The sequence below is a fragment of the Nonomuraea sp. B208 genome (genome assembly GCF_057536035.1).
Map to the genome: position 1 here is coordinate 771911 of NZ_BAAJOU010000028.1, position 24183 is coordinate 796093.

Genomic DNA, 24183 nt, shown 5'->3' on the forward strand with positions numbered 1-24183 from the left:
AGTGGCATGGGAAGGGATGACAATCTCGTCACACTCGTCCGCGACCGGCTGCGCCTGCACCGGGGCACCCCCAGCCGCAGGCTCGCCGGCGCGCTGGCCGACCTGGCGCAGACCGGCGCCCTGGCCCCCGGCGACCGCCTGCCCTCCGAACGCGACCTGGCCCAGGCGGTCGGCGTCAGCCGGGGCACGGTGGCGGCCGCGTTCAACGCCCTGTGCGAGGAGGGGCTGTGCGAGCGGCGGCACGGGAGCGGCACGTACGTGCTGGGCACGCCCTCGTTCGGCGGCCTGCTGAAGGGCGAGGCGGTGGTGGCCGACCTGTCCACCTCGGTCGTGCCCGATCCGTCCCACCTGGTCGTGCCGTCGCTCGACCCGGCCGCGCTGCTGCGCTCGCCGAGCGGCCACGGCTACGACGCCATGGGCGACCCCCGGCTGCGGGCGCTGCTGCGCGGGGGCGCGGCCGGCCCTTGGCCGGAGGGTGGGGGAGAGGTCCTGGTCACGGCCGGGGCGCAGCAGGGCATCGACCTGGCCGCGCGGGTGCTGCTGCGTCCCGGCGAGCGCGTCCTGGTCGGCGATCCCACGTACGGGGGCGCGCTCAGCGTGTTCCGGCGCGCCGGGGCGATCGCCGTGCCCGTCGACCTGACCGCGCCCGCCGCCGTGGCGGACGCACTCGCCCGGCACCGGCCCGCCGCCGTGTACGTCGTCGCCGTCGAGAACCCCACGGGCGCGCTGCCCGACCTGCGGCCCGCCGCCGAGCTGGCCGCCGCGGCGGACGTGCCGCTCGTCGAGGACCGCACCCTGGCCGCCCTCGTGCACGACGGCGCGCCGCCGCCCGCGCCACTGGCCCCGCTGCATCCGTACGGCACGGTGACGGTCGGCTCCCTGTCCAAGGTGCTGTGGGGCGGGCTGCGGGTGGGCTGGCTGTCCGCGCCCGAGCCGCTGCTGGCCCGCCTGGTGGACGCCAAGCTGGACGCCGACCTGGCGACCAGCGCGGTGGCCCAGCGGCTGGCGGCCGACCTCCTCGACCACAACCCGCCAGGCCCGTGGCTCGCCGAGCTGGCCCGGCGCCGCGACCACTTCACGGCGGCCCTGGCCGCCCGGCTGCCCGAGTGGACGTGGGAGCGGCCGGCGGGCGGGTTGTCGGTGTGGGCGCGGCTGCCCGGCACGGACACCGACCGGTTCGCGGCGGCGGCGAGGGAGGAGGGGGTGGCGGTGGCGCCCGGCTCGCTGTTCTCGCCGGACGGCCGGCACCGCGACCGCCTGCGGCTCAGCTTCGCCCTCCCGCCGGCACTCCTGGACCAGGCGGTCGAGGGCCTGACCCGCGCCTGGACCTCCGGCCACGACGACTGAGCGGCCCCGGCCGGATGGTGCCGCCACGGCGGTTGAGCGGCCCCGGCCGGTTGTGGTGGTCACGGCGGTTGAGCAGCCCCTCGCCGGTCGTGGCCGGGCATGGCAGCTGAGAGGCCCCTCAACAGTGGGGGCCGGGCTGTCAGGTGAGGTCGAGGACGGCCTTGCCGTGCAGGCGGCGCTCCAGCAGCGCGCTCACGGCCTCGCCGGCTCGGTCCCAGCCGCCGCGCCACGCCACGTGCGGGTCGAGGACGCCGTCGGCGACGCGCGCGGCCAGCCACGTCAGGTCCGCTTCCAGCGGCTGCCCGTCCAGCAGGTAGAAGGTGACGATCGAGCGCCCGTGCCGCCCGTCGTTGCCGTAGAACGCGCCGGGCGGGAAGACCTCGGGCTCCTCGGCGGAGTGGCCGACCGAGACCAGCGTCCCGTGCGGCGCCAGCTTCATGAAGCCCTGCACGAGCTGCGGCCCGCCCACGCAGTCCACGACCCCGTCGAGCGCCCCGGAGGCCAGCTCGGGGGCGGCGACCACCTCGTGCGCGCCCAGCGCCCGCAGCCCGTCCCCATGAGCGTGCGGGTCGCCGGTGGAGGCCACGACGTACGCGCCGCCGAGCGCGGCGAGCCGCACCGCGTACCGGCCGACGCCGCCCGTGGCCCCCGTGACCAGCACGCGCCGGCCGAGCAGCGGCCCGATCACGCGCAGGGCGCGCAGCGCGCTGGCCCCCGCGACCGGGACGGTGCTGATCGCGCCGAGGTCGGCCCCCTCGGGCACGACGCCGAGCGCGCGGGTGTCCACGGCCCGCAGCTCGGCCCAGCCGCCGTCGCCGCCGAGCGTGACGACCGGCGTGCCCGCGGCGGGGCCTGAGCCGTCGGCGGCCGGCCGCTCGACCACCCCGGCGGCGTCCCAGCCGATCACCGCGCCGTCCGGCGCGCCGGCCAGGCCGTGCCTGACCTCGCCGTAGTTGAGCGAGACGGCACTGACTCTGACCAGGGCCTCGTGCGGGCCGGGCACGGGATCGGCGGTCTCGCCGAGACGCAGGCCGGAGGCGGTGGAGTGGTCGACGAGCAAGGCACGCATGCGAGATCTCCTCGTGGAGCGAACGGATGTCCGAGCCATTTATGCCACTGAGTGGCATAAGCCTGCAAGTGGCATTCGCCCCTGCTACACTCCCCGCGTGACCCTGCGCGAACGCAAGAAACTCCGGACCCGGCAGTCCCTGATCGACACGGCGCTGGAGCAGTTCACCCGGCTCGGCTTCGACGGCGTCACGCTGGACGAGCTGTGCGAGGCGGTGGAGGTGTCCAAGCGCACCTTCTTCCGCACCTTCGCCAGCAAGGAGGACGTCGCGATGGCGCCCGCGCAGGACCTGTGGACGCTCTTCCTCGCCGAGATGGAGTCCGCGGAGCCCGGCGGCCGGACGCTGCTGGAGACGGGGCGGGACACGTTGCTGGCGGCGCTGGAGCGCGCCGCGCAGGAGGAGGGCTGGGGCCGGCGGATGGCGCTGGCGTACGCGCTCGCCCAGCGCACGCCCTCGATGGACGCACACAACCGGCACTTCTGCGAGAGCACCACGCGCAGCGCCCTCGACGTCCTGTGGCGGCGGTTCGGCCTCGGCGGCCCGGACGACCCGCGGCCCCGCCTGGCGATCGACATGCTGGTCGCGGCGTTCCACGTCGCGATGGCGGGCTGGGCCGACAGACCCGAGCCCGACCCCGCCGATCTGGCCGCCCGGCTCCGCGACGCGGTGGCGGCCCTGCCCGCCGCCCTCGCCCTGGTCCCGGGCGAGGGCACGGCGGGCGTCAGCTCACCTTGACGCTCGTCGCCTTGCTCTCGTGCTGGAGCCGGTCGAGCGAGGTGACCAGATAGGTGCCGGCGGCCTTGGCCGTGTAGGACGGGGTGGTGACGACGGCGACCAGGCTGCGGGCGTCGGTCTCGTGGCAGGCCTCGCCGGACTTCGGCACCTGGTAGACCGCGTAGGCGCGGGCCCCCTGCGAGGGCGTCCACGACAGCGTCGTGCCCGCGGCCTTGACGTCCGCCGGCTTGGGCGGCGCCTGCCCGTCGAGGTCCTTCATGATCGGCAGCAGCGCCGGGCGGCTGTAGAACTCCTTGACGACGCGGTCCATCGCGCCCAGCGGGTTGGCCAGCAGGTTCTTCGCGCTGAAGTAGACGTCGCCCTTGACCTCGGGGTACTTGCGGTTGAGCGTCAGGTGCGCGGCCAGCTCGCCCGGCCTGGACCACGACTGGTCCTCGCCGACCCGGTAGAGCGCCTGGCCGATGTAGAGGTGCACGCCGGTGCCCTTGACCGCGCCCGCCCACCAGGGCAGCAGCACGCGGTAGTCGGCCGCCTTGAAGCCGCGCGGCCAGTAGAGCTGCGGCATGACGTAGTCGACCGAGCCGGCCTTGATCCAGGCGAGCGCGTCGGCGTAGATCGAGTCGTAGGCCGACATGCCGGAGGTGTCGGACCCGGACGGGTCCTGCGCCTTGTTGCGCCAGATGCCGAACGGGCTGATGCCGAACTTCACGTAGCTCTTGCGCTCGTGGACCGACTTGTCCACCTCGGCGACGAGCTTGTCGACGTTGGCGCGCCGCCAGTCGGCCAGGCTCTTGCCCTTGCCGTGCTTGGCGAAGGCGGCCTTGTCGTCGAACTGCCCGCCCTCGCCCGGATAGGGGTAGAAGTAGTCGTCGAAGTGCACGCCGTCGACGTCGTAGCGGCTGACGACGTCGTCCATGACCTTGACGACGTGCTCGCGCACCTTGGGCAGGCCCGGGTTGTAGTAGAGGCGGCCGCCGTACTTGACGACCCAGCCGGGGTGCTGCCTGGCGGGGTGGTTGGCCGGGAGCTGCGAGACGTCCGACTCGTACGCCGCCCGGTAGGGATTGAACCAGGCGTGGAACTCGAGGTTGCGCTTGTGCGCCTCGTCGATGAGGAACGGCAGCGGGTCCCAGCCGGGATCCTTGCCCGCGACGCCGGTGAGGAACTTGGACCAGGGCTCAAGCGACGACTTGTAGATCGCGTCGGAAGCGGGCCTGACCTGCACGAAGACCGCGTTGAGATTGCGCTTGGCGGCGGTGTCGAGGATCTTGACGTATTCGGCCTTCTGGCGGGCCTGCGACAGACCGGCCTTGGACGGCCAGTCGAGGTTGGTGGTGGTCGCGATCCAGAGTCCGCGCAACTGGCGCTTGGGGTAGCGCGGGTCGGCCTTGCAGGCGGCGGCCGCCGCGGTGGCCGCGGTGGTGGCGGTGGTCGTCTTCTTCTTGCTCGCGGCGGGGCTCTCTCCGGCTCCTGGGCCGAACAGGTAGGCGGCCGTGGTGGTGGCGACGGCGAGAGCGGCGGCGGCCAAAAGTGGGCGTCCAGTACGCATAGTGCCACCCAGTCTGGCAGCCCGACGCCGGTGATCAGGCCAAAAGAGCGAAATGAAACTGTGATGATTCTGTGATTATTTGTTATGGCTGGGCCGGGAGGGACCTGATCCGGCCCTCCCGGCTCCACGGTTCAGAGTGGATCAGCCGGCCGCGGCCATCTTGTTCGCCAGGTTCGGCGGCAGCGGCTCGTAGCGCAGGAACGAGCGGGTGAAGGTGCCCGTGCCGTGGGACATCGACCGCAGGTCGATCGCGTACCTCGTGATCTCCAGCTCGGGCACCTCGGCCCGCACCAGCGTGCGCCCGGTGCCGACGGGCTCGGTGCCGAGCACCCGCCCGCGCCGCGAGGACAGGTCGGACATCACCGAGCCGACGTAGTCGTCGGCCACCAGCACCGACAGCTCGTCCACCGGCTCCAGCAGCAGCGTCGGCACCTTCGACGCGGCCTCCTTCAGCGCGAGCTGGCCGGCGATCTGGAAGGCCATGTCGGAGGAGTCGACCGAGTGGGCCTTGCCGTCGTACAGCGTGACCCGCACGTCCACCATCGGGTAGCCGGCCACGACGCCGCGCTCCATCTGGGCGCGCACGCCCTTCTCCACCGACGGGATGAACTGCCGCGGCACCACACCGCCGACGATCTTGTCCACGAACTCGAACCCGCCGCCGGAGGGCAGCGGCTCGACCTCGATGTGGCAGATGGCGTACTGGCCGTGGCCGCCGGTCTGCTTGACGTTGCGTCCCATCGCCTGGCACCTGCCGCCGAACGTCTCGCGCAGCGGCACCCGCAGGTCGACCCGCTCGACCTCGACGCCGTAGCGCTTGGCCAGCCGGTCGAGCAGCACGTCGGTGTGCGCCTCGCCCATGCACCACAGCACGAGCTGCTTCGTCTCGGCGTTGTTCTCCAGCCGCAGCGTGGGGTCCTCGGCGACCAGCCGGGAGAGCGCCTGCGCCAGCTTGTCCTCGTCGGCCTTGGACCTGGCCCTGATCGCCACCGGCAGCAGCGGGTCGGGCATCGTCCAGGACGTCATCAGCAGCGGCCGCTCGACGTCGGAGATGGTGTCGCCGGTCTCGGCCCGGCCGAGCTTGGCCACCGCCACGATGTCGCCCGCCACGCCCTTGGGGATCGGGCGTTGATGCTTGCCCAGGGGGCAGGACAGCGTGCCGATGCGCTCGTCCACGTCGTGGTCCTCGTGCCCGCGGTCGGCCAGGCCGTGCCCCGAGACGTGCACCGTCATGTCGGGGCGCAGCGTGCCGGAGAAGACGCGGACGAGGCTGATGCGGCCGACGTACGGGTCGCTGGTGGTCTTGACGACCTCGGCCACCAGAGGGCCGTCGGGGTCGCAGGTGACGCCCTGCACCGGCTTGCCGGACAGGTCGGTGATCTCCGGCATCGGGTGCTCCAGCGGCGAGGGGAAGCCCTGGGTGATGACCTCCAGCACCTCGTGCGTGCCGACGCCGAGCCCGCTGCACACGACCGGGTAGAAGCTGCCGCGCTCCACGGCCTTCTCCAGGTCCTCGATGAGGACCTTGACGTCGATCGGCTCGCCCGCGAGGTAGCGGTCCATGAGCGACTCGTCCTCGCTCTCCTGGATGATCCCCTCGATGAGGCTGCCGCGGTGCTCCTCGATCTGCGCCTCGTAGCCGGCGCCCGGCTCCTTCTCGGTGCGGGCGCCGGTCGCGTAGTTGTAGAACTTCTGCGTCAGCAGCCCGATCAGCCCGTTGACGTGGCCGTTGGTGATGACCGGCAGGTAGAGGGGCGCGACGCCGTCGCCGAAGATCTCCTGGCAGGCGGCGAGCGCCTCCTCGAAGTTCGCCCGCTGGTGGTCGATCTTGGTGATGACGACCGCGCGGGGCATGCCGACCTGGGAGCACTCCTCCCAGAGCATCTGGGTGAGCCCGTCGATCCCGTCGGAGGCCGACACGACGAACAGCGCGGCGTCGGCCGCGCGCAGCCCGGCCCGCAGGTCGCCCACGAAGTCCGCGTAGCCGGGCGTGTCGATGAGGTTGATCTTGATGCCGTTGTGCGTCAGCGGAGCCACGGCCAGGTTGACCGAGCGCTGCTGCCTGACCTCGACCTCGTCGAAGTCGCTGACCGTGTTGCCGTCCTCCACGCGCCCCGGGCGCTGGACGGTGCCCGTGGCGGCCAGCAGCTGCTCGACGAGGGTCGTCTTGCCCGCTCCCGAGTGGCCGACCAGCACGACATTGCGTATCGCATCAGCCCGGTCGGCCGCGGGTGCCCTGCCCGCGGCTCCCACGGCGCTGCCTGAGCTCTTCTCCGCCACATCAGCCTCCCGCGCGTCGAACTCCGTCCCGGATCGCGCCCGCGGAATGTGCTGGAAACCGCATGGACGCGGTGTGTTCACCAAATACCCGTGTGGCGGATATCACAAGGGGGGCGGGGCAAAGAAAGTGCCTGGGTCCGTGATGGCCTACGATCGGACCGCGATGCTCAAACTCCTGCGCCCGGCCATGACCCGGATACTCACCCCGCTGGGCAGGGCCCTCGTGAGCCGCGGGATCGGCCCGGACGCCGTCACGGCGATCGGCACCCTCGGCACCGTCGTGGCCGCCCTGACCTTCTTCCCCCTGGGCCAGCTGACCTGGGGCGCTCTCGTGATCACCGTCTTCGTGCTGTTCGACCTGCTCGACGGCGTGGTCGCCCGGCTCGGCGGCAAGGGGGGCAGCACCTGGGGCGCGTTCCTCGACTCGACGCTCGACCGGGTCGCCGACGCCGCCATCTTCGCCGGCCTGATCTTGTATTTCGTCTCCCGAGGCGACACGCTGATGGCGACGGTCACGCTGGCGTGCCTGATCGCCGGCGCGCTGGTCTCCTACGCGAAGGCCAGGGCGGAAGGGCTCGGCCTCACGGCCGACGTCGGGCTGGCCGAGCGTCCTGAGCGGCTGGTCGTGGCGCTGGTCGCGGCCTTCCTGTCGGGGCTCGGGGTGCCGTACGTGCTGGCGGCCGGCATGTGGCTGCTGGCCGCGGCGAGCGTGATCACGGTGGGCCAGCGGGTGTGGCACGTCCACGAGCAGGCGAGGGAGAGATGAGCGGGGACACGTCGTTCGGCGACCGGATCGTCGCCGCGGGCTTCGCGGCCGGCTGGAAACTCGTCCCGCTGCTGCCCGAGCGGCCCACGGCGGCGGTCTTCCGCCTGCTGGCCGACCGGGTGTGGGCCAGGCACGGCAAGTCGGTGGCGCGGCTGGAGTCCAACCTGGCGAGGGTGACCGGGCTGGAGCCGGGCAGCCGCGAGCTGAGCGAGCTCACCAGGGCGGGCATGCGCTCCTACTTCCGCTACTTCCACGAGATCTTCCGGCTGCCGCGGATGAGCGGCGCGGAGATCGTGCGCCGCACCCGCGTCGTCGGGGCCGAGCACATCCACGACACCGTGGCGGCCGGCCGGGGCGTGGTGCTCGCGCTGCCCCACATGGGCAACTGGGACCAGGCCGGCGCGTGGCTGGTCAACGTGGGCCACCCGTTCACGACGGTGGCCGAACGGCTCAAGCCCGAGTCGCTGTTCCGCCGCTACGTCGCCTTCCGCGAGGGCCTCGGCATGGAGGTGCTGCCGCTGACCGGCGGCGACGGCCACAACTTCGCCACCCTGGCCCTGCGGGTGCGCAGGGGCGGCGTCGTGTGCCTGCCGGCCGAGCGCGACCTGACGAAGACCGGCGTGGAGGTGCGCTTCTTCGGCGCCGCCACCAAGATGCCCGCGGGGCCGCCGCTGCTGGCCGTGCAGACCGGGGCCGCGCTGCTGCCCGCGATCGTGCACTTCGACGGCGACGACTGGGGCATCCAGATCCAGGAGGAGCTCCCGGTGCCGGCCGAGGGCACCCGGCAGGAAAAGGTGCAGGCGCTCGCCCAGGGGCTCGCCGACGCCTTCGAGAAGGGCATCGCCCAGTATCCGGAGGACTGGCACATGCTGCAGCGGCTCTGGCTGGACGACCTACCGGGCGGGGCCGGCCGATGAAGGTCGGCATCGTCTGCCCCTACTCGTGGGACATGCCGGGCGGCGTCAAGCAGCACATCGACGACCTGACCCAGGCGCTGGCGGCGCAGGGCCACGACGTGTCGGTGATCGCGCCGGCGGCCGACGACGACGAGCTGCCTCCTTACGTCACCGGCGCGGGCCGCGCGGTGCCGGTGCCCTACAACGGGTCGGTGGCCCGGATGTCGTTCGGGTTCCTGTCGGCGGCACGGGTGCGGCGCTGGGTGCGCACCGGCGACTTCGACGTGCTGCACATCCACGAGCCGCTGATCCCGAGCCTCGGCGTGCTGGCCTGCTGGGCGGCCAAGGGGCCGATCGTGGCGACCTTCCACGCCTCGTTCTCGCGCTCGCGGGCGATCGCGGTGGCCGAGCCGCTGCTGCGCAGCGCGCTGGAGAAGCTGACCGGCCGCATCGCGGTCTCCGACGCGGCCCGCAAGAGCCTCGTCGAGCAGTTCGGCGGCGACGCGGTGCTCATCCCCAACGGGGTGACCGTCGACCGCTACGCGCGGGCCGAGCCGCTGGAGGGCTGGGGCCCCGACGGCCGCACGATCGGCTTCCTCGGCCGCATGGACGAGGAGCGCAAGGGCCTGCCGATCCTGCTGGAGGCGTTCGCCGTGCTGGCGGCCGACCGGCCCGAGGTCAAGCTGCTCATCGCGGGGCCCGGCGACGAGAAGGACGTCTACGAGAAGATCCCCGCGCGCTTCCACGACCGGGTGACGGTGCTGGGCATGGTGAGCGAGGCCGACAAGATCCGCGCCTACCACTCGGTGGACGTCTTCTGCGCCCCCAACACCCGCGGCGAGAGCTTCGGCATCGTGCTCGCCGAGGCCATGGCCTCCGGGGCGACGGTGCTGGCCAGCGACATCCCGGCCTTCCGCAAGGTGCTCGGCGAGGGCCAGGCGGGCGCGCTGTTCGCCAACGGCGACTCGGCCTCCCTGGCCCGCGAGGCCGGTGCGCTGCTCGACGCGCCGGAGCGCCGGGCCAAGCTGGCCGAGGAGGCGCTGGTGGCGGTCAGGAAGTACGACTGGTCCACGGTGGCCCGCGACGTCGTGCGCGTCTACGAGACGGTCACCGCGGCGGGCGCCGGCCGGGTGGAGGAGGACCTGTGACGTCGACCATGGCCGTGCTGGTCGCCGGCCTCGTCGTGGTGCTGCTCGCGGTCTACGTCTCCTGGCGCGCGGGCCGGCTCGACCGCCTGCACATCCGCCTGGAGCTGGCCGGCGAGTCGATGGACGCGGCGCTGACCCGCCGCCGGGCCGTGGTGCTGGAGCTGGCCGGCTCGCGCCTGCTCGACCCGGCCACGTCGCTGGTGCTCGCAGCGGCGGCGCACGAGGCCAGGATCGCCGGCCCCGAGGAGCGCGAGCACGCCGAGAGCGACCTGTCACGGGCGCTGCGGGCGGCGGTGGACCAGGAGCGCTTCAGGGAGAAGCTGGCCGAGTCGCCCGGCGGCGCCGACCTGCTGGAGGAGCTGGACGCGGCGGTGGCGAAGGTGGTCTACGCGCGCCGCTTCTACAACAACGCGGTGGCCGTCACGCGGACGGCGCAGCGCCGCTGGCTGGCGCGTACGCTGCGGCTGGCGGGCCACACGGACTACCCCGCTTTCTTCGAGATTGATGACAATCCCCCGGCGACCATGGCAACTGAATGACCAGATTTGGGGGGAAGCAGTAAGCTCATGCCGGTTTGCCAGGCATGGAGCGAGGAGTGTTCAACGTGCGGCTACCCCGGATGATCTCGGTCACGCTGGCCGGAGCGGCCGTGCTGCTGCCCATGGCGGCCTGCTCCAGTGAGGAGCCCGCCGCCGGCCAGGCCCCCCAGGCCGCCACCGCGGCCCCCAGCGACGAGCCCGAGGAGTCGGCGCCGGCGCACCCGTTCACCGGCAAGCCGTACGACACGCTGAAGCCGGTGCTCGCGGTCAAGATCGAGAACACCGCGGCCGGCAAGCCGCAGCTCGGGCTGAAGAGCGCCGACATCGTCTACGTCGAGCAGGTCGAGGCCGGGCTGACCCGGCTCATGGCGATCTTCTCCTCGAAGCTGCCGGCCAAGGTGGGCCCGGTCCGCAGCGCGCGCGTCTCCGACCTGCACATCGCGCCGATGTTCGGCAAACCCGCCTTCTCCTACTCGGGCGCGCAGACCAAGATGCTCCCGCTGATCGCGGAGGCCTCGCTCTGGGACGTCGGCGACACCCGCAACCCCGGCGCCTACTACCGCGAGCCCGGCCGCTTCGCCCCCTACAACCTGTTCGCCACCACCAAGCAGCTCCTCGCGAAGGCGCCCAAGGCGAGCAAGGCCCACGACATCGGCTTCACCTTCGGGGAGGCGCCGGAGGGCGGGGTGGAGCGGAAGTCGTACACGGTCCGCTGGCCCGCCGCGCGCTTCACCTTCGCCTGGAACGAGCAGCGCAAGCTGTGGATGATCTGGCAGGACGGCAAGAAGGACATGGCCGCCGAGGGCGGGCAGCTCGGCGCCCCGACGATCGTCGTCCAGTACACCAAGACCGAGCGCTCGCAGTTCCACGACAAGAACCAGAGCTACACCCCGCTCGTCCACACCACCGGCAAGGGCTCGGCGATCGTGCTGCGCGACGGCAAAGCTTTCAAGGCGCGCTGGGAACGGGAATCGGAGGACAGCGGTACGACGTTCACCACGGAGAGCGGCGAGCCGATGAACTTCGCGCCCGGCCAGGTCTGGGTGGCGCTCGCCAGCCGCAAGCCCGTGATCCCTTAGCCGCCTGCATGTACAACAACGGCCCTGAATCCTGACATCTTGGCATGTCGGGCGAGGGGTCCCGCAGGACCTACGATGGGCTTGACAACGAACCGATCCGCCGTGAGAGCCCGTGAGGATGACCGTGTCCAGCAGCACGCCAGAAAGCACCCCCGTCACCGGAACCGCCCGCGTCAAGCGCGGCATGGCCGAGATGCTCAAGGGCGGCGTCATCATGGACGTCGTCACCCCCGAGCAGGCCAAGATCGCTGAGGACGCCGGCGCGGTCGCCGTCATGGCCCTCGAGCGCGTGCCTGCCGACATCCGCGCCCAGGGCGGGGTGTCCCGGATGAGCGACCCCGACATGATCGACGGCATCATCGAGGCCGTGTCCATCCCCGTGATGGCCAAGGCCCGCATCGGCCACTTCATGGAGGCCCGGGTGCTGCAGTCGCTCGGCGTCGACTACGTCGACGAGTCCGAGGTGCTGACCCCCGCCGACTACGCCAACCACATCGACAAGTGGCAGTTCACCGTGCCGTTCGTGTGCGGCGCCACCAACCTGGGCGAGGCCCTGCGCCGCATCACCGAGGGCGCGGCCATGATCCGCTCCAAGGGCGAGGCGGGCACCGGTGACGTGTCCAACGCCGTCACCCACATGCGCACCATCCGCGCCGAGCTCAAGCGGCTCAGCTCCCTGCCCGAGGACGAGCTCTACGTCGCGGCCAAGGAGCTGCAGGCCCCCTACGAGCTGGTCGCCGAGGTCGCGAAGAGCGGCAAGCTGCCGGTCGTGCTGTTCACCGCGGGCGGCATCGCCACCCCGGCCGACGCCGCGATGATGATGCAGCTCGGCGCCGAGGGCGTGTTCGTGGGCTCGGGCATCTTCAAGTCGGGCGACCCGGCCAAGCGCGCGGCCGCGATCGTCAAGGCCACCACGTTCCATGACGACCCCGACGTCATCGCCAAGGTCTCGCGCGGCCTCGGCGAGGCGATGGTCGGCATCAACGTCGACGAGATCCCGCAGCCGCACCGCCTGGCCGAGCGCGGCTGGTAGGCCCACCGGCCCCCGGGCGCTGACGGAAATCTTCGAGTGAGGCGGCATCCGCGAAGGATGTCGCCTCACTCGCGTCGCGTGGCGTTCACCACCTGGCCATGATCCTCGGTCAGGCTACGGGCGTTCCCCCCTCCTCGATCGTCCAGGAGCGCCCATGTCCTTCCCCAACCGCAGGCACTTCCTCGTCGCCGGGCTCGCCGCGGCCCTTCCCGCCACGCTCGCGCCCGGAGCGGCCCACGCCGACGACCCCACCTCCGCGAGCGCCGCGCGCGGGCTGCGCGGCGACCCCTTCACCCTCGGCGTGGCCTCCGGCGACCCCGACCACGAGGGCTTCGTGCTGTGGACCCGCCTCGCGCAGCAGCCGCTCGCCGAGGACGGGCTCGGCGGCATGCCGCAGCGGCCGTTCCCCGTCCTGTGGCAGGTCTACGCCGACGAGCGGCTGCGCCGGGTGGTGCGCGCCGGCGTCGCGACGGCCGCCCCGGAATGGGGGCACAGCGTCCACGTCGAGGTGGACGGGCTGGCCGCCGACCGGGAGTACTGGTACCGCTTCCGCGTCGGCCCGTACGTCTCCCCGGCCGGCCGCACCCGCACCGCCCCGCACCCGGCGTCCTACGGCGGCGCCCTCGCCATGGCGTTCGTCTCCTGCGCCCAGTACGAGCACGGCTACTTCACCTCGTACCGCAGGCTGGCCGAGGACCACCCGGACCTGGTCCTGCACCTCGGCGACTACCAGTACGAGTACACCAGGGACACCTACACGATCCCCGGCGGCAACATCCGCGACCACGAGGGCCCCGAGACCGAGACCCTGGCCGGCTACCGCCAGCGCCACGCCCAGTACAAGACCGACCCCGACCTGCAGGCCGCGCACGCCGCCGCGCCCTGGCTGGTCGTCTGGGACGACCACGAGCTGGACAACAACTGGGCGGACGAGGTGCCGGAGAAGCCCGAGGTCCCGCAGCCGAACTTCCTGGCCCGCCGCGAGGCCGCCTTCCGCGCCTACTACGAGAACATGCCGCTGCGCCGCACCTCGATCCCGCGCGGCATCGACATGCAGCTCTACCGGCGGGTCCGCTGGGGCCGTACGGCCACCTTCCACATGCTCGACACCCGGCAGTACCGCGACGACCAGGGCTGCGGCGACGGCTACAAGGACTGCCCGGCCGCCGTGGACCCGGCCCGCTCGATCACCGGGGCCGAGCAGGAGGCGTGGCTGCTGGACGGCTTCCGCCGCTCGCGGGCGCAGTGGGACATCCTGGGCCAGCAGGTCTTCTTCGCCCAGCGCGACAACAACGCGGGCCCCGCCAAGATCACCAGCATGGACGCCTGGGACGGCTACGTGGCCTCCCGCCGGCGCATCACGCAGGGCTGGGTGGACGCGGGGGTGCGCAACGCCGTCGTGCTGACCGGCGACGTGCACGCCCACTGGGCCAGCGACCTCAAGCTCGACTACGACGACCCGACCGGGCCCTCGGTGGGCGCGGAGCTGGTCGCCACCTCGATCTCCACCACCGGCGACGGCGCCGACTCCGACCCGGCGGCGCACCCGTTCCTGGCGATCAACCCGCACCTGAAGTTCTACAACAACCAGCGCGGCTACGTGCTCACGAAGATCGAGCGCGACCAGATCACCGCGGACTTCAAGGTGGTGCCCCGGGTCACCGTGCCGGGCGCGGAGGCCTACACGCGGGCCACGTTCGTGATCGAGGACCGGGTGCCGGGCGTGCAGCAGACGTACCTGCGGCCGCTCGACCCGAGCCTGCGCCTCGCGCCGGTCACGGCCGAGGACACCGTCCGGCAGGAGACCGAGCGCCCCTGACGCTCCCGGAGGAATATTAGCCAGGCTAAGTTAGTTGGGTCAGGCATGAGGGACGATCCCGCCCGCCTGGCAGAACAGGTCTCAACGGTGCTGCGTCACCTGGTGCTGCTCCTCCGGCGCACGGTCGCCGGACAGCCGCTCACCAGCCAGCAGTACGGCGTCCTCGGCTCGCTCGAACCCGGCCCGCGCCGGATGACCGAGCTGGCCGAGGAGCACGCCGTCCAACTGCCCACCATGACCGTGCAGATCAACCGGCTGGAGGACGCGGGGCTGGTCACGCGCGGCGGCGACCCCGCCGACGCCCGCGTACGCACGGTCGGGCTGACGGACGAGGGGCGCGAGCGGCTGCGGGCCGTACGCGCGGCCAGGATCGCCCACCTCACCGAGGAACTGGCGGCACTCACCGACGACGAGCGCGCCACGCTCGCGGCGGCGCTGCCCGTCCTGGCCAAGCTCGGCCGCAGCTAGACGCACCACCACCACAGAAGGAGCACCATGCAGACCGGCGGAGGGATTCTGCGCCAGCCGATGTCCGTCTGGGCCACCGCGTTCGCCGCGGTCGTGGCCTTCATGGGGATCGGCCTCGTCGACCCCATCCTCCCCAGCATCGCGCAGGGACTGAAGGCGACGCCCAGCCAGGTGTCGCTGCTGTTCACCAGCTACTTCCTGGTGACGGCCGTGGCCATGCTGATCACCGGCTGGGTCTCCAGCCGCATCGGCGGCAAGCGCACCCTGCTGGCCGGCCTCGCGCTGGTCATCGTGTTCGCCGCGCTCGCCGGCACCTCCACCAGCGTCGCCGAGCTGGTCGGCTTCCGCGCCGGCTGGGGACTCGGCAACGCCCTGTTCGTCGCCACCGCGCTCGCCGTCATCGTCGGCGCCGCGAGCGGCGGCGCAGAATCGGCCATCATCCTGTACGAGGCCGCGCTCGGCCTCGGCATCTCCGCGGGACCGCTGGTCGGCGCGCTGCTCGGCGACTGGAACTGGCGGGCGCCGTTCTTCGGCACCGCCACGCTCATGGCCGTCGGCTTCGTCCTCATCCTGACGCTGCTCAAGGCCACACCCAGGCCGGCCACCAGGACGGCGCTCAGCGCCCCCATCCGCGCCCTCGCGCACGGCGGCCTGTCCACCACCGCGTTCACCGCGCTGTTCTACAACTTCGCCTTCTTCACCATCCTCGCCTTCACCCCGTTCATCCTCGGCATGAGCCCGTACGGGATCGGCGCGGTCTTCTTCGGATGGGGCGTCTGCGTCGCCCTGGCGTCGGTCTTCGGCGCGCCGCCGCTGCAGCGCCGCGTCGGCTCGGTCAACGTGCTGCACCTGGCGCTGGCGCTGCTCGCCGTCCTGCAGGCCGGCATCGCCGTGTTCGGCGTCACCGGCATGAAGGCCGGGATCGTCGTGTGCGTGGTCCTGTCCGGCATCCCCATCGGGCTGAACAACACCGTCTTCACCGAGTCGGCCATGGAGGTCTCCGACGCGCCCCGGCCCGTCGCCTCCGCGGGTTACAACTTCGTCCGCTGGATGGGCGGCGCGCTGGCCCCGTTCGTCGCCACCAAGCTGGGCGAGGAGATCGGGGTGGCGGTGCCGTACGTGCTGGGCGCCGTCTGCTGCTTCGTCGGCATGATGATCCTCTACCTGCGCCGGCACCACCTGCGGACGCTCGTCCGCGTCGACGCCGACCACACCCGGCAGGACCTCGCGGCGGCCCCCGCCCGCTGAGCCCTCCTCGCGCGGCCCAGCTGGAAGATGCGGGGCCGCGCTGGTGTTGAATAGCCTGAATCCGCACCCGGACGGAAGGATCGACTGTGCCCACGATCGGTGTACTCGCTCTCCAGGGAGACGTGCGCGAGCATCAGCGCATGCTTCAGGAGGCAGGCGCGACGGCCGTCGCCGTGCGCAGGCCCGCCGAGCTGGACGCGGTCGACGCCCTCGTCATCCCCGGCGGCGAGTCCACCACCATGTGGAAGCTCGCCGACATCTTCGACCTGCTCGAACCGCTGCGCCTGCGGATCAAGGAGGGCATGCCCGCCTACGGCTCCTGCGCCGGCATGATCATGCTGGCCGACCGGATCGAGGACGGCATCGCGGGACAGCAGACGATCGGCGGCATCGACATGGTGGTCCGGCGCAACGCGTTCGGCCGCCAGGTGGACTCGTTCGAGTCGGACCTGGACTTCGCGGGGGAGCGCGTGCACGCCGTCTTCATCCGCGCGCCGTGGGTCGAATCCATCGGCGGCGACGTCGAGGTGCTGGCCATGTGCGAGCCTGGGGATAGGATCGTCGCGGTCCGTCAAGGTCCGTTGCTCGCGACGTCGTTCCACCCTGAGCTCACCGGGGACACGCGCGTGCACCGTTACTTCGTAGACATGGTTAGGGAGCTCTAAGTAATGTCCGGCCACTCCAAATGGGCGACGACGAAGCACAAGAAGGCCGCGCTCGACGCCAAGCGCGGCAAGCTGTTCGCCAAGCTCATCAAGAACATCGAAGTGGCGGCCCGCACCGGTGGCCCTGACCCCGACGCCAACCCCACGCTCTTCGACGCCATCTTCAAGGCCAAGAAGAACTCGGTGCCCAACGACAACATCGAGCGGGCCCGCAAGCGCGGCGGTGGTCTGGAGGCCGGCGGCGCCGACTGGCAGACCATCATGTACGAGGGCTACGCGCCCGGCGGCGTCGCGGTGCTCATCGAGTGCCTCACCGACAACCGCAACCGCGCGGCCTCCGAGGTGCGCGTCGCGCTGACCCGCAACGGCGGCTCGCTGGCCGACCCGGGGTCCGTCTCGTACATGTTCAACCGCAAGGGCGTCGTGATCGTCCCCAAGCAGGACGGGCTCGACGAGGACACCGTCCTCATGGCCGTCCTGGAGGCGGGCGCCGAGGAGGTCAACGACCTGGGCGACTCCTTCGAGGTCGTCTCCGAGGCCGGCGACCTGGTCCCGGTGCGCAAGGCGCTGCAGGACGCGGGCATCGACTACGACTCGGCCGAGTCGAGCTTCCTGCCCACGATGAGCGTGCCGCTCGACGAGGAGGGCGCCAAGAAGGTGTTCCGGCTCGTGGAGGCCCTGGAGGACAGCGACGACGTGCAGAACGTCTACGCCAACTTCGACGTCAGCGACGCGGTGCTGGAGCGCCTGGGCGCCGAGTGACGCCCGCCTCGGGCGCCTCGGCGGCGACCCGCTCGCCATCGTGACGAACGGCACGTCCGGCCGGGCCGGAAATGGCTCGCGCCGGAAGGCCGCCGCTGCGTAGGTTGAACGGTTGTGGAACTTCGCGACGTGACCCCCGACGACCTCGACCAGGTCCTCGACCTCCGTAAGCGGGCCTTCGGCCCGATCCCCGCCGCCGACATGGAGACCTGGCGGCAGGCCGTCACCCCGGTGCTGGGCGAGGGACGCTACCTGGGCGTCTTCGACGGCTCCCGGCTGACCGCCGCTGCGCGGCTGCGCCAGTTCACGCAGTGGTGGCACGGAAGGCCCCAGCCCATGGCCGGCGTCGCGGGCGTCACGGTCAGCCCCGAGGACCGCGGCCGGGGCCTCGGCACCCGGCTCATGCGCGCCGTCATCGAGCGGGGCGTCGAGCTCGGCGACGCGGTGTCCGCGCTCTACCCGGCCACCACGCCGATCTACCGCTCCCTCGGCTACGAGCACGCCGGCGGCCTGCGCAAGGTGACCCTGCCCGCCGAGGCCCTGCGCGGCCTGCGCCCGTCCGGGCAGGTCAAGCTGCGCAGGATGGGGCCGTCCGACGCCGCCGAGCTGATCGCCGTCCTGCACAAGGTGTACGGCGGCGCCCGCTCCAGCGGGCCCGTCTCCTACGACGAGCGCACCTGGGGCCTGTGGCTCGGCGACGACGACGATTTCCGCTACATCGCCGACGACGGCCTCGTCATCTACGGCTGGCACGGCCAGGACATCCAGATCGACACCCTCGTCGCCGGGTCGCCCGAGACGGCCAGGGCGTTGTGGTCGATGGTGGGCACCTCCTCCTCCGTCGCCAAGAACGTCATCGCCCCGCTGGCGCCCGACGACCCCGTCCTGTGGCTGCTGCCGGAACGCTCGGCGGATCACGCCACCGAGCAGCGGTGGATGTTCCGGGTGCTGGACGTCGCCGCCGCCGTCGAGCGCAGGGGCTATCCGGCCGCCGTGACCTGCGAGGCCGTGGTCACCGTCCAGGACCCGGTGCGGGGCGAGGGCACCTGGCGGCTGGACATCTCGGGTGGTTCGGGCACGGCCACGCCGGCGGCTGGAGCGCCCGGCGCGGTGCTCACGGCGAACGGCCTGTCCGCGCTCTACTCCGGGGTGCCGACCGGCACGCTGCGGGTCGCGGGGCTGATGTCCGGCGACGAGCGCTTCGACGAGGCCCTCGACGCGGCCTTCGCCGCGAAGCCGTACATGCTCGACTACTTCTGACGGGCTTTCCCCGTACGGGCCGGGCGATCCGGCCGGTGCCCCGCCGTGCGTCGCACGGTGCGCGGCCGGGCCCGGCGCGGTAAAGTCTCGTGCCGAACAGATGTTCGGCGGCGTGCGGGGAGGGCGATCGGGTGCGGGTGTTGGGCGTCGATCCGGGGCTGACCCGGTGCGGCCTGGGCGCCGTCGAAGGGCGGCCGGGCGCGCCGCTGACCATGCTGGCGGTCGGGGTGGTCCGCACGGGCGCCGACCAGGAGCTCGGCACCCGGCTCGTCGGCATCGAGGCGGGCATCGAGCAGTGGCTCGACGACGTCCGGCCCGACGCGGTCGCGGTCGAGCGGGTCTTCAGCCAGCACAACGTACGCACCGTGATGGGCACCGCCCAGGCCGCCGGCATCGCCGTGCTGTGCGCCGCGCGGCGCGGGCTGCCCGTGGCGCTGCACACGCCCTCCGAGGTCAAGGCGGCCGTCACCGGCAGCGGCACCGCCGACAAGAAGCAGATCGGCGCCATGGTCACCCGGCTGCTGCGCCTGCCGGAGATGCCCAAGCCGGCCGACGCCGCCGACGCCCTGGCCCTCGCCATCTGCCACGTCTGGCGCGGCGGCGCGCAGAGCCGGCTGGCCGCCGCCCTGGCCCGCGCCACCCCGAAGGGCGCCCGACGATGACGCCGGGCCCGGGGCGAGGGGTCTAGGGTCGGTGACCGTGAACGTTTCAGGAGCGGCGGAGGACAGGCTGTGATCGCGTCGGTGGCAGGGAAGGTGACGGCGATCGCGCCGGACGCCGCCGTCATCGAGGTCGGCGGCGTCGGGATGCTCACCCACTGCACGCCGGGCACCCTCGCCCAGTTGCGGGTCGGCGAGGAGGCCAGGCTGGCCACGTCGCTGGTCGTGCGCGAGGAGTCCCTGACCCTCTACGGCTTCGCCACCGACGACGAGCGCGCGGTGTTCGAGCTGCTGCAGACCGCGAGCGGCGTCGGCCCCAAGCTGGCCCTCGCCATGCTCGCCGTCCACACGCCCAACGCGCTGCGCGTCGCCGTGGCGAGCGCCGACCTCAAGGCGCTCACCCAGGTGCCGGGCATCGGGCAGAAGGGCGCCCAGCGCATCGTGCTGGAGCTGAAGGACCGCCTCGGCACGCCGGAGGCGGCCGTGGACGCCGCGCTCAACGGCGAGCGGCGGGTGGCGGTGTGGCGCGAGCAGGTCCACTCGGGACTGGTGGGGCTCGGCTACTCCGGCAAGGACGCCGACGAGGCGATCGCCACCGTGGAGCCCCTCGCCGACGCCGACCTCACCGCCGGCCGCCAACCCCAGGTCGCCGCCCTCCTGAAGGCCGCCCTCCGATCCCTGAGCACCCGATGACCTTCAACCCCCCACCCCAGCCCCCCAGCATCGTGCCCCTCAGCACGACCGCCCTCAGCACCACCGTGCCCGTCAGCGCGACCGCCCTCAGCGCCGCCGTGCCCGTCAGCGCGACCGCCCTCAGCGCCGCCGTGCCCGTCAGCACCGCCCTGCCCCCCAGCACCCCGCCCCCTCACCCACCCGCCCACCGGGCGAGCAGCGGGCAGGGGAGCGCTCACAGCACAAGCGGCCAGCACGTGAGCAGCCGTCACGTGGAGGGGCTGCACGTGGGCGGACAGCACATGAGCGGGCGTCGCACGAGCGACCGTCACATGGGCGGGCAGCACGCGGGCGGACAGCACATGAGTGGCCGTCACGTGCATGTGCCGCATGTGAGCGGCCGACTCGCGGACCGGCAGTCCATCAGCGGCCGTCACCTGAGCGGACCGCACGCGAACGGCCGCCACGCGCGCAGCCTGCACACGGGCAGCCTGCACGCGAGCAGCGTCCACATGACCGGCCTCCATACGACCGGCCTCCATACGACCGGCCTCCATACGACCGGCCTCCACACGAGCGGTCGTTGCTCGGCGGGTGGATGGTGGACAGGGCGGGTGGCCGGGGGCCTGGGAGTCTCGGTGGCGTCGTGGGGGCGGGGGGCTCGGGGGATGTCGGAGGTCGGGAGAGGGCGTGGTCGGCGTGGGTTTTGATCGGGAGCTGGTGTCGCCCGACGCCGCCGGCGACGAGGTGCAGATCGAGGCGGCCCTGCGCCCCAAGCGGCTCGACGAGTTCATCGGCCAGTCGCGGGTGCGCGAGCAGCTCTCCCTGGTGCTGGAGAGCGCCCTGCGCCGCCGTCGCCCGCCGGACCACGTGCTGATGAGCGGCTCCCCGGGCCTGGGCAAGACGACGCTGGCCATGATCATAGCGGCCGAGCTCAACGCGCCGCTCCGCATCACCTCGGGCCCCGCGCTGGAACGGGCCGGCGACCTCGCCGCGATCCTGTCCACCCTGTCTGAGGGCGAGGTGCTGTTCATCGACGAGATCCACCGGATGGCCAGGCCCGCCGAGGAGATGCTCTACCTCGCCATGGAGGACTTCCGGGTCGACATCGTCGTCGGCAAGGGCCCGGGCGCGACCGCCATCCCGCTGGACATCGCCCCGTTCACGCTGGTCGGCGCGACCACCCGGGCCGGGCTGCTGCCCGCGCCGCTGCGCGACAGGTTCGGCTTCACCGCCCACATGGACTTCTACGAGCCGGCCGAGCTGGAGCAGGTGCTCTACCGTTCGTCCCGGCTGCTCGGCGTCGAGCTGCCGCCCGACGGCGCGCACGAGATCGCCCGCCGCTCCCGTGGCACGCCCCGCATCGCCAACCGCCTGCTCCGCCGGGTGCGCGACTTCGCGGACGTCCGCGCGGACGGCGTCATCGACCGTGACATCGCGGCCGCCGCGCTCAACCTGTACGAGGTCGACGCCGAAGGGCTCGACCGGCTCGACCGGGCGGTGCTCGGCGTGCTGCTGAAGAAGTTCGGCGGCGGCCCGGTCGGCCTGTCCACGCTGGCGGTAGCGGTGGGGGAGGAGCCGGAGACGGTCGAGGTGGTGGCCGAGCCGTTCCTCGTCCGTCAGGGGCTGCTGGCGAGGACGCCGCGCGGCCGGGTGGCCACGGCCGCCGCCTGGACCCATCTCGGGCTGACGCCCCCACCGGACGCTTTCGGGGCGGCCGTCGTGGACTGATCACAGATCGGTTGCAACCATCTCAAATCGGGAACTTCCCCGCGCGCCGAAACGCTGCCTCGTTGCCGCGTTTCGCAACAAGCGCCTACACTCCGTGGCTTGGCTGGCTGTGTAGGCTGACGGGCTGAGCGGCGCGGCCCGACGCAACGCACGGAATTTCCGGCGCGAGGCCAGTGTCAACTCCTTGTACGACGATGGAAGGTCGCCCCTTATGGACATGGGACAACTCGGAAGCATCCTGCCGCTGATCCTTCTGGTGGTGGTGTTCTACTTCCTGCTGATCCGCCCCCAGCGCAAGCGCCAGCAAGAGGCGATCCAGATGCAGAACAGCCTTACGCCGGGCAGTCGCGTCATGACGACGACCGGTCTGTTCGCCACCGTCGTCGCCGTGGACAATGAGGACGTGATCCTCGAGGTCGCGCCGGGCGTCGAGACCCGCTGGGTCAAGGCGGCCATCGGCCGTGTCGTCACCCCGGGTGACGCGCCGGCCGGCGAGCCGGTCGCCGACGAGGCCGTCGATGAGAAGAACGAGTCCGAGATCGCCGCCGATCACAACGGCGAGGACTCCAGCACCAAGCGGCGTGATTAAGCTTCTGCGACAATCCTCTATCCGAAAGAACTGACGACCAGTGGCCCGACCGACCAGCCGCCACAGCCGACCGGGGCGAACGCTCCTGGTGCTGCTGGCGCTCATCCTCGCCATGGGCGCGACGATGCTCCTGCAGAAGGCGTTCACGCCTAAGCTGGGGCTCGATCTCGCCGGCGGAACGACGGTGACTCTGTCTCCGGTGACTCTCAACAACGCGAGTCCTCCGGAGGAGATCCTTGACCGTGCGGTAAACATCATCCGCGACCGGGTCAACGGCACCGGCATCTCCGACGCGGAGGTCGCCAAGTCCGGCGACAACATCATCATCTCCATCCCCGGCGTCGGGCAGAGCGAGGCCATCAAGCTGGTCGCCACCACCGCGGAGCTCCGCTTCCGTCAGGTGCTCGCGATGGAGGCCACGCAGATCCCGCAGGACCTCGCGACCAACGCCCCCTCCCCGAGCGCCGCCCCATCGGCGACGGGGACGGGCACGCCGTCGACGCAGCCGTCCCAGCCTCGCTCCTCCCAGTCGGCCGGCCCGGCGCCCAGCGCCTCGCCGACCGGCAAGGCCCTGTCGTCGGCGCTGACCGCGCCGACCCCGAGCGCCTCCGCGCCGGCCGAACCGTCGGCCACGCGGAGCGCCCAGGGCCAGAACGACCAGAGCCAGAACGACCAGGGCGCCAAGAAGGGCCAGAACGCCAAGGCCACGCCGAGCGCGTCGCCGTCGCAGCAGGCGAGCACCCCGCCCGCCCAGCAGCAGAACCCCGGCGTCAACCCCGAGGGCATCGACCCGGCCGTGCTGGCCCAGTTCAACAAGCTCAACTGCGCCGACCCGGCCAACCGCGGCCAGGGCGTCCAGGACGACCCCAACAAGCAGTACGCCGGCTGCGAGGCCGACGGCAGCTACAAGTACGTCCTCGACGTCGCCAAGGTCGTCGGCACCGACATCGACACCGCCAGCGCCGGCATCCGCCAGGGCACCACCGAGTGGGTCGTCCAGCTCGACTTCAAGAGCAAGGGCGCGGGCGCCTGGGCCGACCTCACGCAGAAGGCGTACAACTCGCAGGACCCGCGCAACAAGGTCGCGGTCGTCCTCGACGGCGTGGTCATCACCGCGCCCAACATCATCAGCCCGATCCCCGGCGGCCGCGCCGAGATCACCGGCGGCTTCGACCAGGCCAGCGCCACCACCCTGGCCGACCAGCTGAAGTACGGCGCGCTGCCGCTGAAGTTCAACCGCAGCTCCATCGACACCGTCTCCTCGACGCTCGGCCAGGACCAGCTCAAAGGCGGTCTGATCGCCGGCGTCATCGGCCTGGTGCTCGTGGTGATCTACTCCATGTTCTACTACCGGGGCCTCGGCATCGTGGCGGTGCTGAGCCTCGTGGTGGCGACGATCATCACGTACTGCTCGGTGGTCGTGCTCGGCCACAACGCCAACTTCCGGTTGTCGCTGCCGCACATCATCGGCTTGGTGGTCTCGATCGGCATCACCGCCGACTCCTTCATCGTCTACTTCGAACGCATACGTGACGAGATGAAGGAGGGCCACCGCACCTTGCGGGCGGCCGTCGAGGTCGCCTGGGTCCGCGCCCGGCGTACGATCCTCATCGCCGACGCCGTCATGTTCATCGCCGCGATCGTGCTGTACTTCCTGGCGGTGGGCGGTGTGGCCGGGTTCGCCTTCGCGATGGGCCTGACCACGCTCATCGACGTCGTGGTGGTGTTCCTGTTCACCAAGCCGTTCATCGCCCTGCTGGCGAAGCTGAAGTTCTTCGCCAAGGGGCATCCGCTGTCCGGGCTCGACGCCGAGCGCATGAGCGACGCCGGCGGCAACGCCCGCCCGACCACCCCGCAGGAGGCCTGAC

The 24183-nt window shown here is 72.0% G+C and carries 22 protein-coding genes; 19 read left to right on the top strand and 3 right to left on the bottom strand.

Annotated elements, in window-relative coordinates; all coding sequences use genetic code 11:
* Nucleotides 1-6: 6 nt before the first annotated feature.
* Nucleotides 7-1347: an aminotransferase-like domain-containing protein gene (locus tag AC27IY_RS39880; protein ID WP_423476389.1), complete on the top strand. Its 1341-nt coding sequence runs from the start codon at nucleotides 7-9 to the stop codon at nucleotides 1345-1347.
* A gap of 139 nt (nucleotides 1348-1486) precedes the next feature.
* Here AC27IY_RS39880 and AC27IY_RS39885 read toward each other — a convergent pair whose 3' ends face one another.
* Nucleotides 1487-2416 carry a zinc-binding dehydrogenase gene (locus AC27IY_RS39885; RefSeq protein WP_344218444.1) on the bottom strand — a complete coding sequence of 310 codons (930 nt, stop codon included), beginning with the start codon at nucleotides 2414-2416 and terminating at the stop codon, nucleotides 1487-1489.
* A 97-nt stretch (nucleotides 2417-2513) separates the two neighbouring features.
* On the opposite strand from AC27IY_RS39885, the gene AC27IY_RS39890 reads away from it, so the two are divergent.
* A complete protein-coding gene (locus tag AC27IY_RS39890; protein WP_487181161.1) occupies nucleotides 2514-3152 on the top strand; it encodes a TetR/AcrR family transcriptional regulator in 639 nt (212 codons plus the stop codon).
* On the opposite strand, the gene AC27IY_RS39895 is transcribed toward AC27IY_RS39890, so the two are convergent.
* Nucleotides 3139-4701 carry a glycoside hydrolase family 10-like protein gene (locus AC27IY_RS39895; RefSeq protein WP_487181162.1) on the bottom strand — a complete coding sequence of 521 codons (1563 nt, stop codon included), beginning with the start codon at nucleotides 4699-4701 and terminating at the stop codon, nucleotides 3139-3141. The two genes, AC27IY_RS39890 and AC27IY_RS39895, sit on opposite strands and share 14 nt — an antisense overlap.
* Before the next feature lie 141 nt (nucleotides 4702-4842).
* Nucleotides 4843-6981 (bottom strand): elongation factor G-like protein EF-G2, encoded by a 2139-nt coding sequence (locus AC27IY_RS39900; protein WP_423450416.1) that lies wholly within the window; start codon nucleotides 6979-6981, stop codon nucleotides 4843-4845.
* Between the two features lie 163 nt (nucleotides 6982-7144).
* Here AC27IY_RS39900 and pgsA point away from each other — a divergent pair, with 163 nt between their 5' ends.
* The 17 genes from pgsA to secD all read left to right on the top strand — a co-directional run bounded on the left by pgsA (nucleotide 7145) and on the right by secD (nucleotide 24182).
* Complete coding sequence (gene pgsA, locus AC27IY_RS39905; protein WP_423450414.1) at nucleotides 7145-7747, top strand: phosphatidylinositol phosphate synthase; 603 nt, start codon at nucleotides 7145-7147, stop codon at nucleotides 7745-7747.
* Nucleotides 7744-8664 (top strand): phosphatidylinositol mannoside acyltransferase, encoded by a 921-nt coding sequence (locus AC27IY_RS39910; RefSeq protein ID WP_344218454.1) that lies wholly within the window; start codon nucleotides 7744-7746, stop codon nucleotides 8662-8664. The genes pgsA and AC27IY_RS39910 overlap by 4 nt, the downstream gene beginning before the upstream one ends.
* Nucleotides 8661-9791 carry a glycosyltransferase family 4 protein gene (locus AC27IY_RS39915; protein WP_344218456.1) on the top strand — a complete coding sequence of 377 codons (1131 nt, stop codon included), beginning with the start codon at nucleotides 8661-8663 and terminating at the stop codon, nucleotides 9789-9791. The genes AC27IY_RS39910 and AC27IY_RS39915 overlap by 4 nt, the downstream gene beginning before the upstream one ends.
* An 8-nt stretch (nucleotides 9792-9799) precedes the next feature.
* Nucleotides 9800-10330 carry a hypothetical protein gene (locus tag AC27IY_RS39920; RefSeq protein ID WP_423476803.1) on the top strand — a complete coding sequence of 177 codons (531 nt, stop codon included), beginning with the start codon at nucleotides 9800-9802 and terminating at the stop codon, nucleotides 10328-10330.
* Nucleotides 10331-10395: 65 nt separating this feature from the next.
* The gene (locus AC27IY_RS39925) at nucleotides 10396-11409 is read left to right on the top strand and encodes a DUF3048 domain-containing protein (protein WP_364445080.1); all 1014 of its coding nucleotides are present in this window, start codon (nucleotides 10396-10398) and stop codon (nucleotides 11407-11409) included.
* 118 nt (nucleotides 11410-11527) lie between these two features.
* Nucleotides 11528-12442: a pyridoxal 5'-phosphate synthase lyase subunit PdxS gene (gene pdxS / locus AC27IY_RS39930; protein ID WP_344218600.1), complete on the top strand. Its 915-nt coding sequence runs from the start codon at nucleotides 11528-11530 to the stop codon at nucleotides 12440-12442.
* A 154-nt stretch (nucleotides 12443-12596) separates the two neighbouring features.
* The gene (locus AC27IY_RS39935; RefSeq protein ID WP_423476384.1) at nucleotides 12597-14261 is read left to right on the top strand and encodes an alkaline phosphatase D family protein; all 1665 of its coding nucleotides are present in this window, start codon (nucleotides 12597-12599) and stop codon (nucleotides 14259-14261) included.
* Between the two features lie 45 nt (nucleotides 14262-14306).
* Nucleotides 14307-14729, top strand: a complete 423-nt coding sequence (locus AC27IY_RS39940) for a MarR family winged helix-turn-helix transcriptional regulator (RefSeq protein WP_344218464.1) — start codon at nucleotides 14307-14309, stop codon at nucleotides 14727-14729.
* A 27-nt stretch (nucleotides 14730-14756) separates the two neighbouring features.
* Nucleotides 14757-15977 (top strand): MFS transporter, encoded by a 1221-nt coding sequence (locus AC27IY_RS39945; RefSeq protein ID WP_487181163.1) that lies wholly within the window; start codon nucleotides 14757-14759, stop codon nucleotides 15975-15977.
* A gap of 86 nt (nucleotides 15978-16063) precedes the next feature.
* Nucleotides 16064-16642 carry a pyridoxal 5'-phosphate synthase glutaminase subunit PdxT gene (gene pdxT, locus AC27IY_RS39950; protein WP_329574837.1) on the top strand — a complete coding sequence of 193 codons (579 nt, stop codon included), beginning with the start codon at nucleotides 16064-16066 and terminating at the stop codon, nucleotides 16640-16642.
* A 3-nt stretch (nucleotides 16643-16645) separates the two neighbouring features.
* Nucleotides 16646-17404, top strand: coding sequence for a YebC/PmpR family DNA-binding transcriptional regulator (locus AC27IY_RS39955; protein ID WP_091082748.1), 759 nt, complete (start codon nucleotides 16646-16648; stop codon nucleotides 17402-17404).
* A gap of 114 nt (nucleotides 17405-17518) precedes the next feature.
* The gene (locus AC27IY_RS39960; protein ID WP_423450404.1) at nucleotides 17519-18664 is read left to right on the top strand and encodes a GNAT family N-acetyltransferase; all 1146 of its coding nucleotides are present in this window, start codon (nucleotides 17519-17521) and stop codon (nucleotides 18662-18664) included.
* A 131-nt stretch (nucleotides 18665-18795) separates the two neighbouring features.
* Nucleotides 18796-19326: a crossover junction endodeoxyribonuclease RuvC gene (ruvC, locus tag AC27IY_RS39965; RefSeq protein ID WP_344218471.1), complete on the top strand. Its 531-nt coding sequence runs from the start codon at nucleotides 18796-18798 to the stop codon at nucleotides 19324-19326.
* Between the two features lie 69 nt (nucleotides 19327-19395).
* A complete protein-coding gene (gene ruvA / locus AC27IY_RS39970; RefSeq protein WP_487181164.1) occupies nucleotides 19396-20016 on the top strand; it encodes a Holliday junction branch migration protein RuvA in 621 nt (206 codons plus the stop codon).
* A gap of 678 nt (nucleotides 20017-20694) precedes the next feature.
* On the top strand, nucleotides 20695-21726 hold the full coding sequence (gene ruvB, locus AC27IY_RS39975) for a Holliday junction branch migration DNA helicase RuvB (RefSeq protein WP_344218475.1): 1032 nt from the start codon (nucleotides 20695-20697) through the stop codon (nucleotides 21724-21726).
* A 211-nt stretch (nucleotides 21727-21937) separates the two neighbouring features.
* The gene (gene yajC / locus AC27IY_RS39980) at nucleotides 21938-22315 is read left to right on the top strand and encodes a preprotein translocase subunit YajC (RefSeq protein ID WP_487181165.1); all 378 of its coding nucleotides are present in this window, start codon (nucleotides 21938-21940) and stop codon (nucleotides 22313-22315) included.
* Between the two features lie 40 nt (nucleotides 22316-22355).
* Nucleotides 22356-24182 carry a protein translocase subunit SecD gene (gene secD / locus AC27IY_RS39985; protein WP_364445091.1) on the top strand — a complete coding sequence of 609 codons (1827 nt, stop codon included), beginning with the start codon at nucleotides 22356-22358 and terminating at the stop codon, nucleotides 24180-24182.
* The last annotated feature ends 1 nt before the right edge of the window (nucleotide 24183 follow it).

Bases quoted from the DNA above. Each gene is read 5' to 3' on its own strand.
- AC27IY_RS39880 (WP_423476389.1), top strand. From the start codon at position 7: ATGGGAAGGGATGACAATCTCGTCACACTCGTCCGCGACCGGCTGCGC.
- AC27IY_RS39885 (WP_344218444.1), bottom strand. From the start codon at position 2,416: ATGCGTGCCTTGCTCGTCGACCACTCCACCGCCTCCGGCCTGCGTCTC.
- AC27IY_RS39895 (WP_487181162.1), bottom strand. From the start codon at position 4,701: ATGCGTACTGGACGCCCACTTTTGGCCGCCGCCGCTCTCGCCGTCGCC.
- pgsA (WP_423450414.1), top strand. From the start codon at position 7,145: ATGCTCAAACTCCTGCGCCCGGCCATGACCCGGATACTCACCCCGCTG.
- AC27IY_RS39910 (WP_344218454.1), top strand. From the start codon at position 7,744: ATGAGCGGGGACACGTCGTTCGGCGACCGGATCGTCGCCGCGGGCTTC.
- AC27IY_RS39915 (WP_344218456.1), top strand. From the start codon at position 8,661: ATGAAGGTCGGCATCGTCTGCCCCTACTCGTGGGACATGCCGGGCGGC.
- AC27IY_RS39920 (WP_423476803.1), top strand. From the start codon at position 9,800: ATGGCCGTGCTGGTCGCCGGCCTCGTCGTGGTGCTGCTCGCGGTCTAC.
- pdxS (WP_344218600.1), top strand. From the start codon at position 11,528: ATGACCGTGTCCAGCAGCACGCCAGAAAGCACCCCCGTCACCGGAACC.
- AC27IY_RS39935 (WP_423476384.1), top strand. From the start codon at position 12,597: ATGTCCTTCCCCAACCGCAGGCACTTCCTCGTCGCCGGGCTCGCCGCG.
- AC27IY_RS39940 (WP_344218464.1), top strand. From the start codon at position 14,307: ATGAGGGACGATCCCGCCCGCCTGGCAGAACAGGTCTCAACGGTGCTG.
- AC27IY_RS39945 (WP_487181163.1), top strand. From the start codon at position 14,757: ATGCAGACCGGCGGAGGGATTCTGCGCCAGCCGATGTCCGTCTGGGCC.
- AC27IY_RS39955 (WP_091082748.1), top strand. From the start codon at position 16,646: ATGTCCGGCCACTCCAAATGGGCGACGACGAAGCACAAGAAGGCCGCG.
- yajC (WP_487181165.1), top strand. From the start codon at position 21,938: ATGGACATGGGACAACTCGGAAGCATCCTGCCGCTGATCCTTCTGGTG.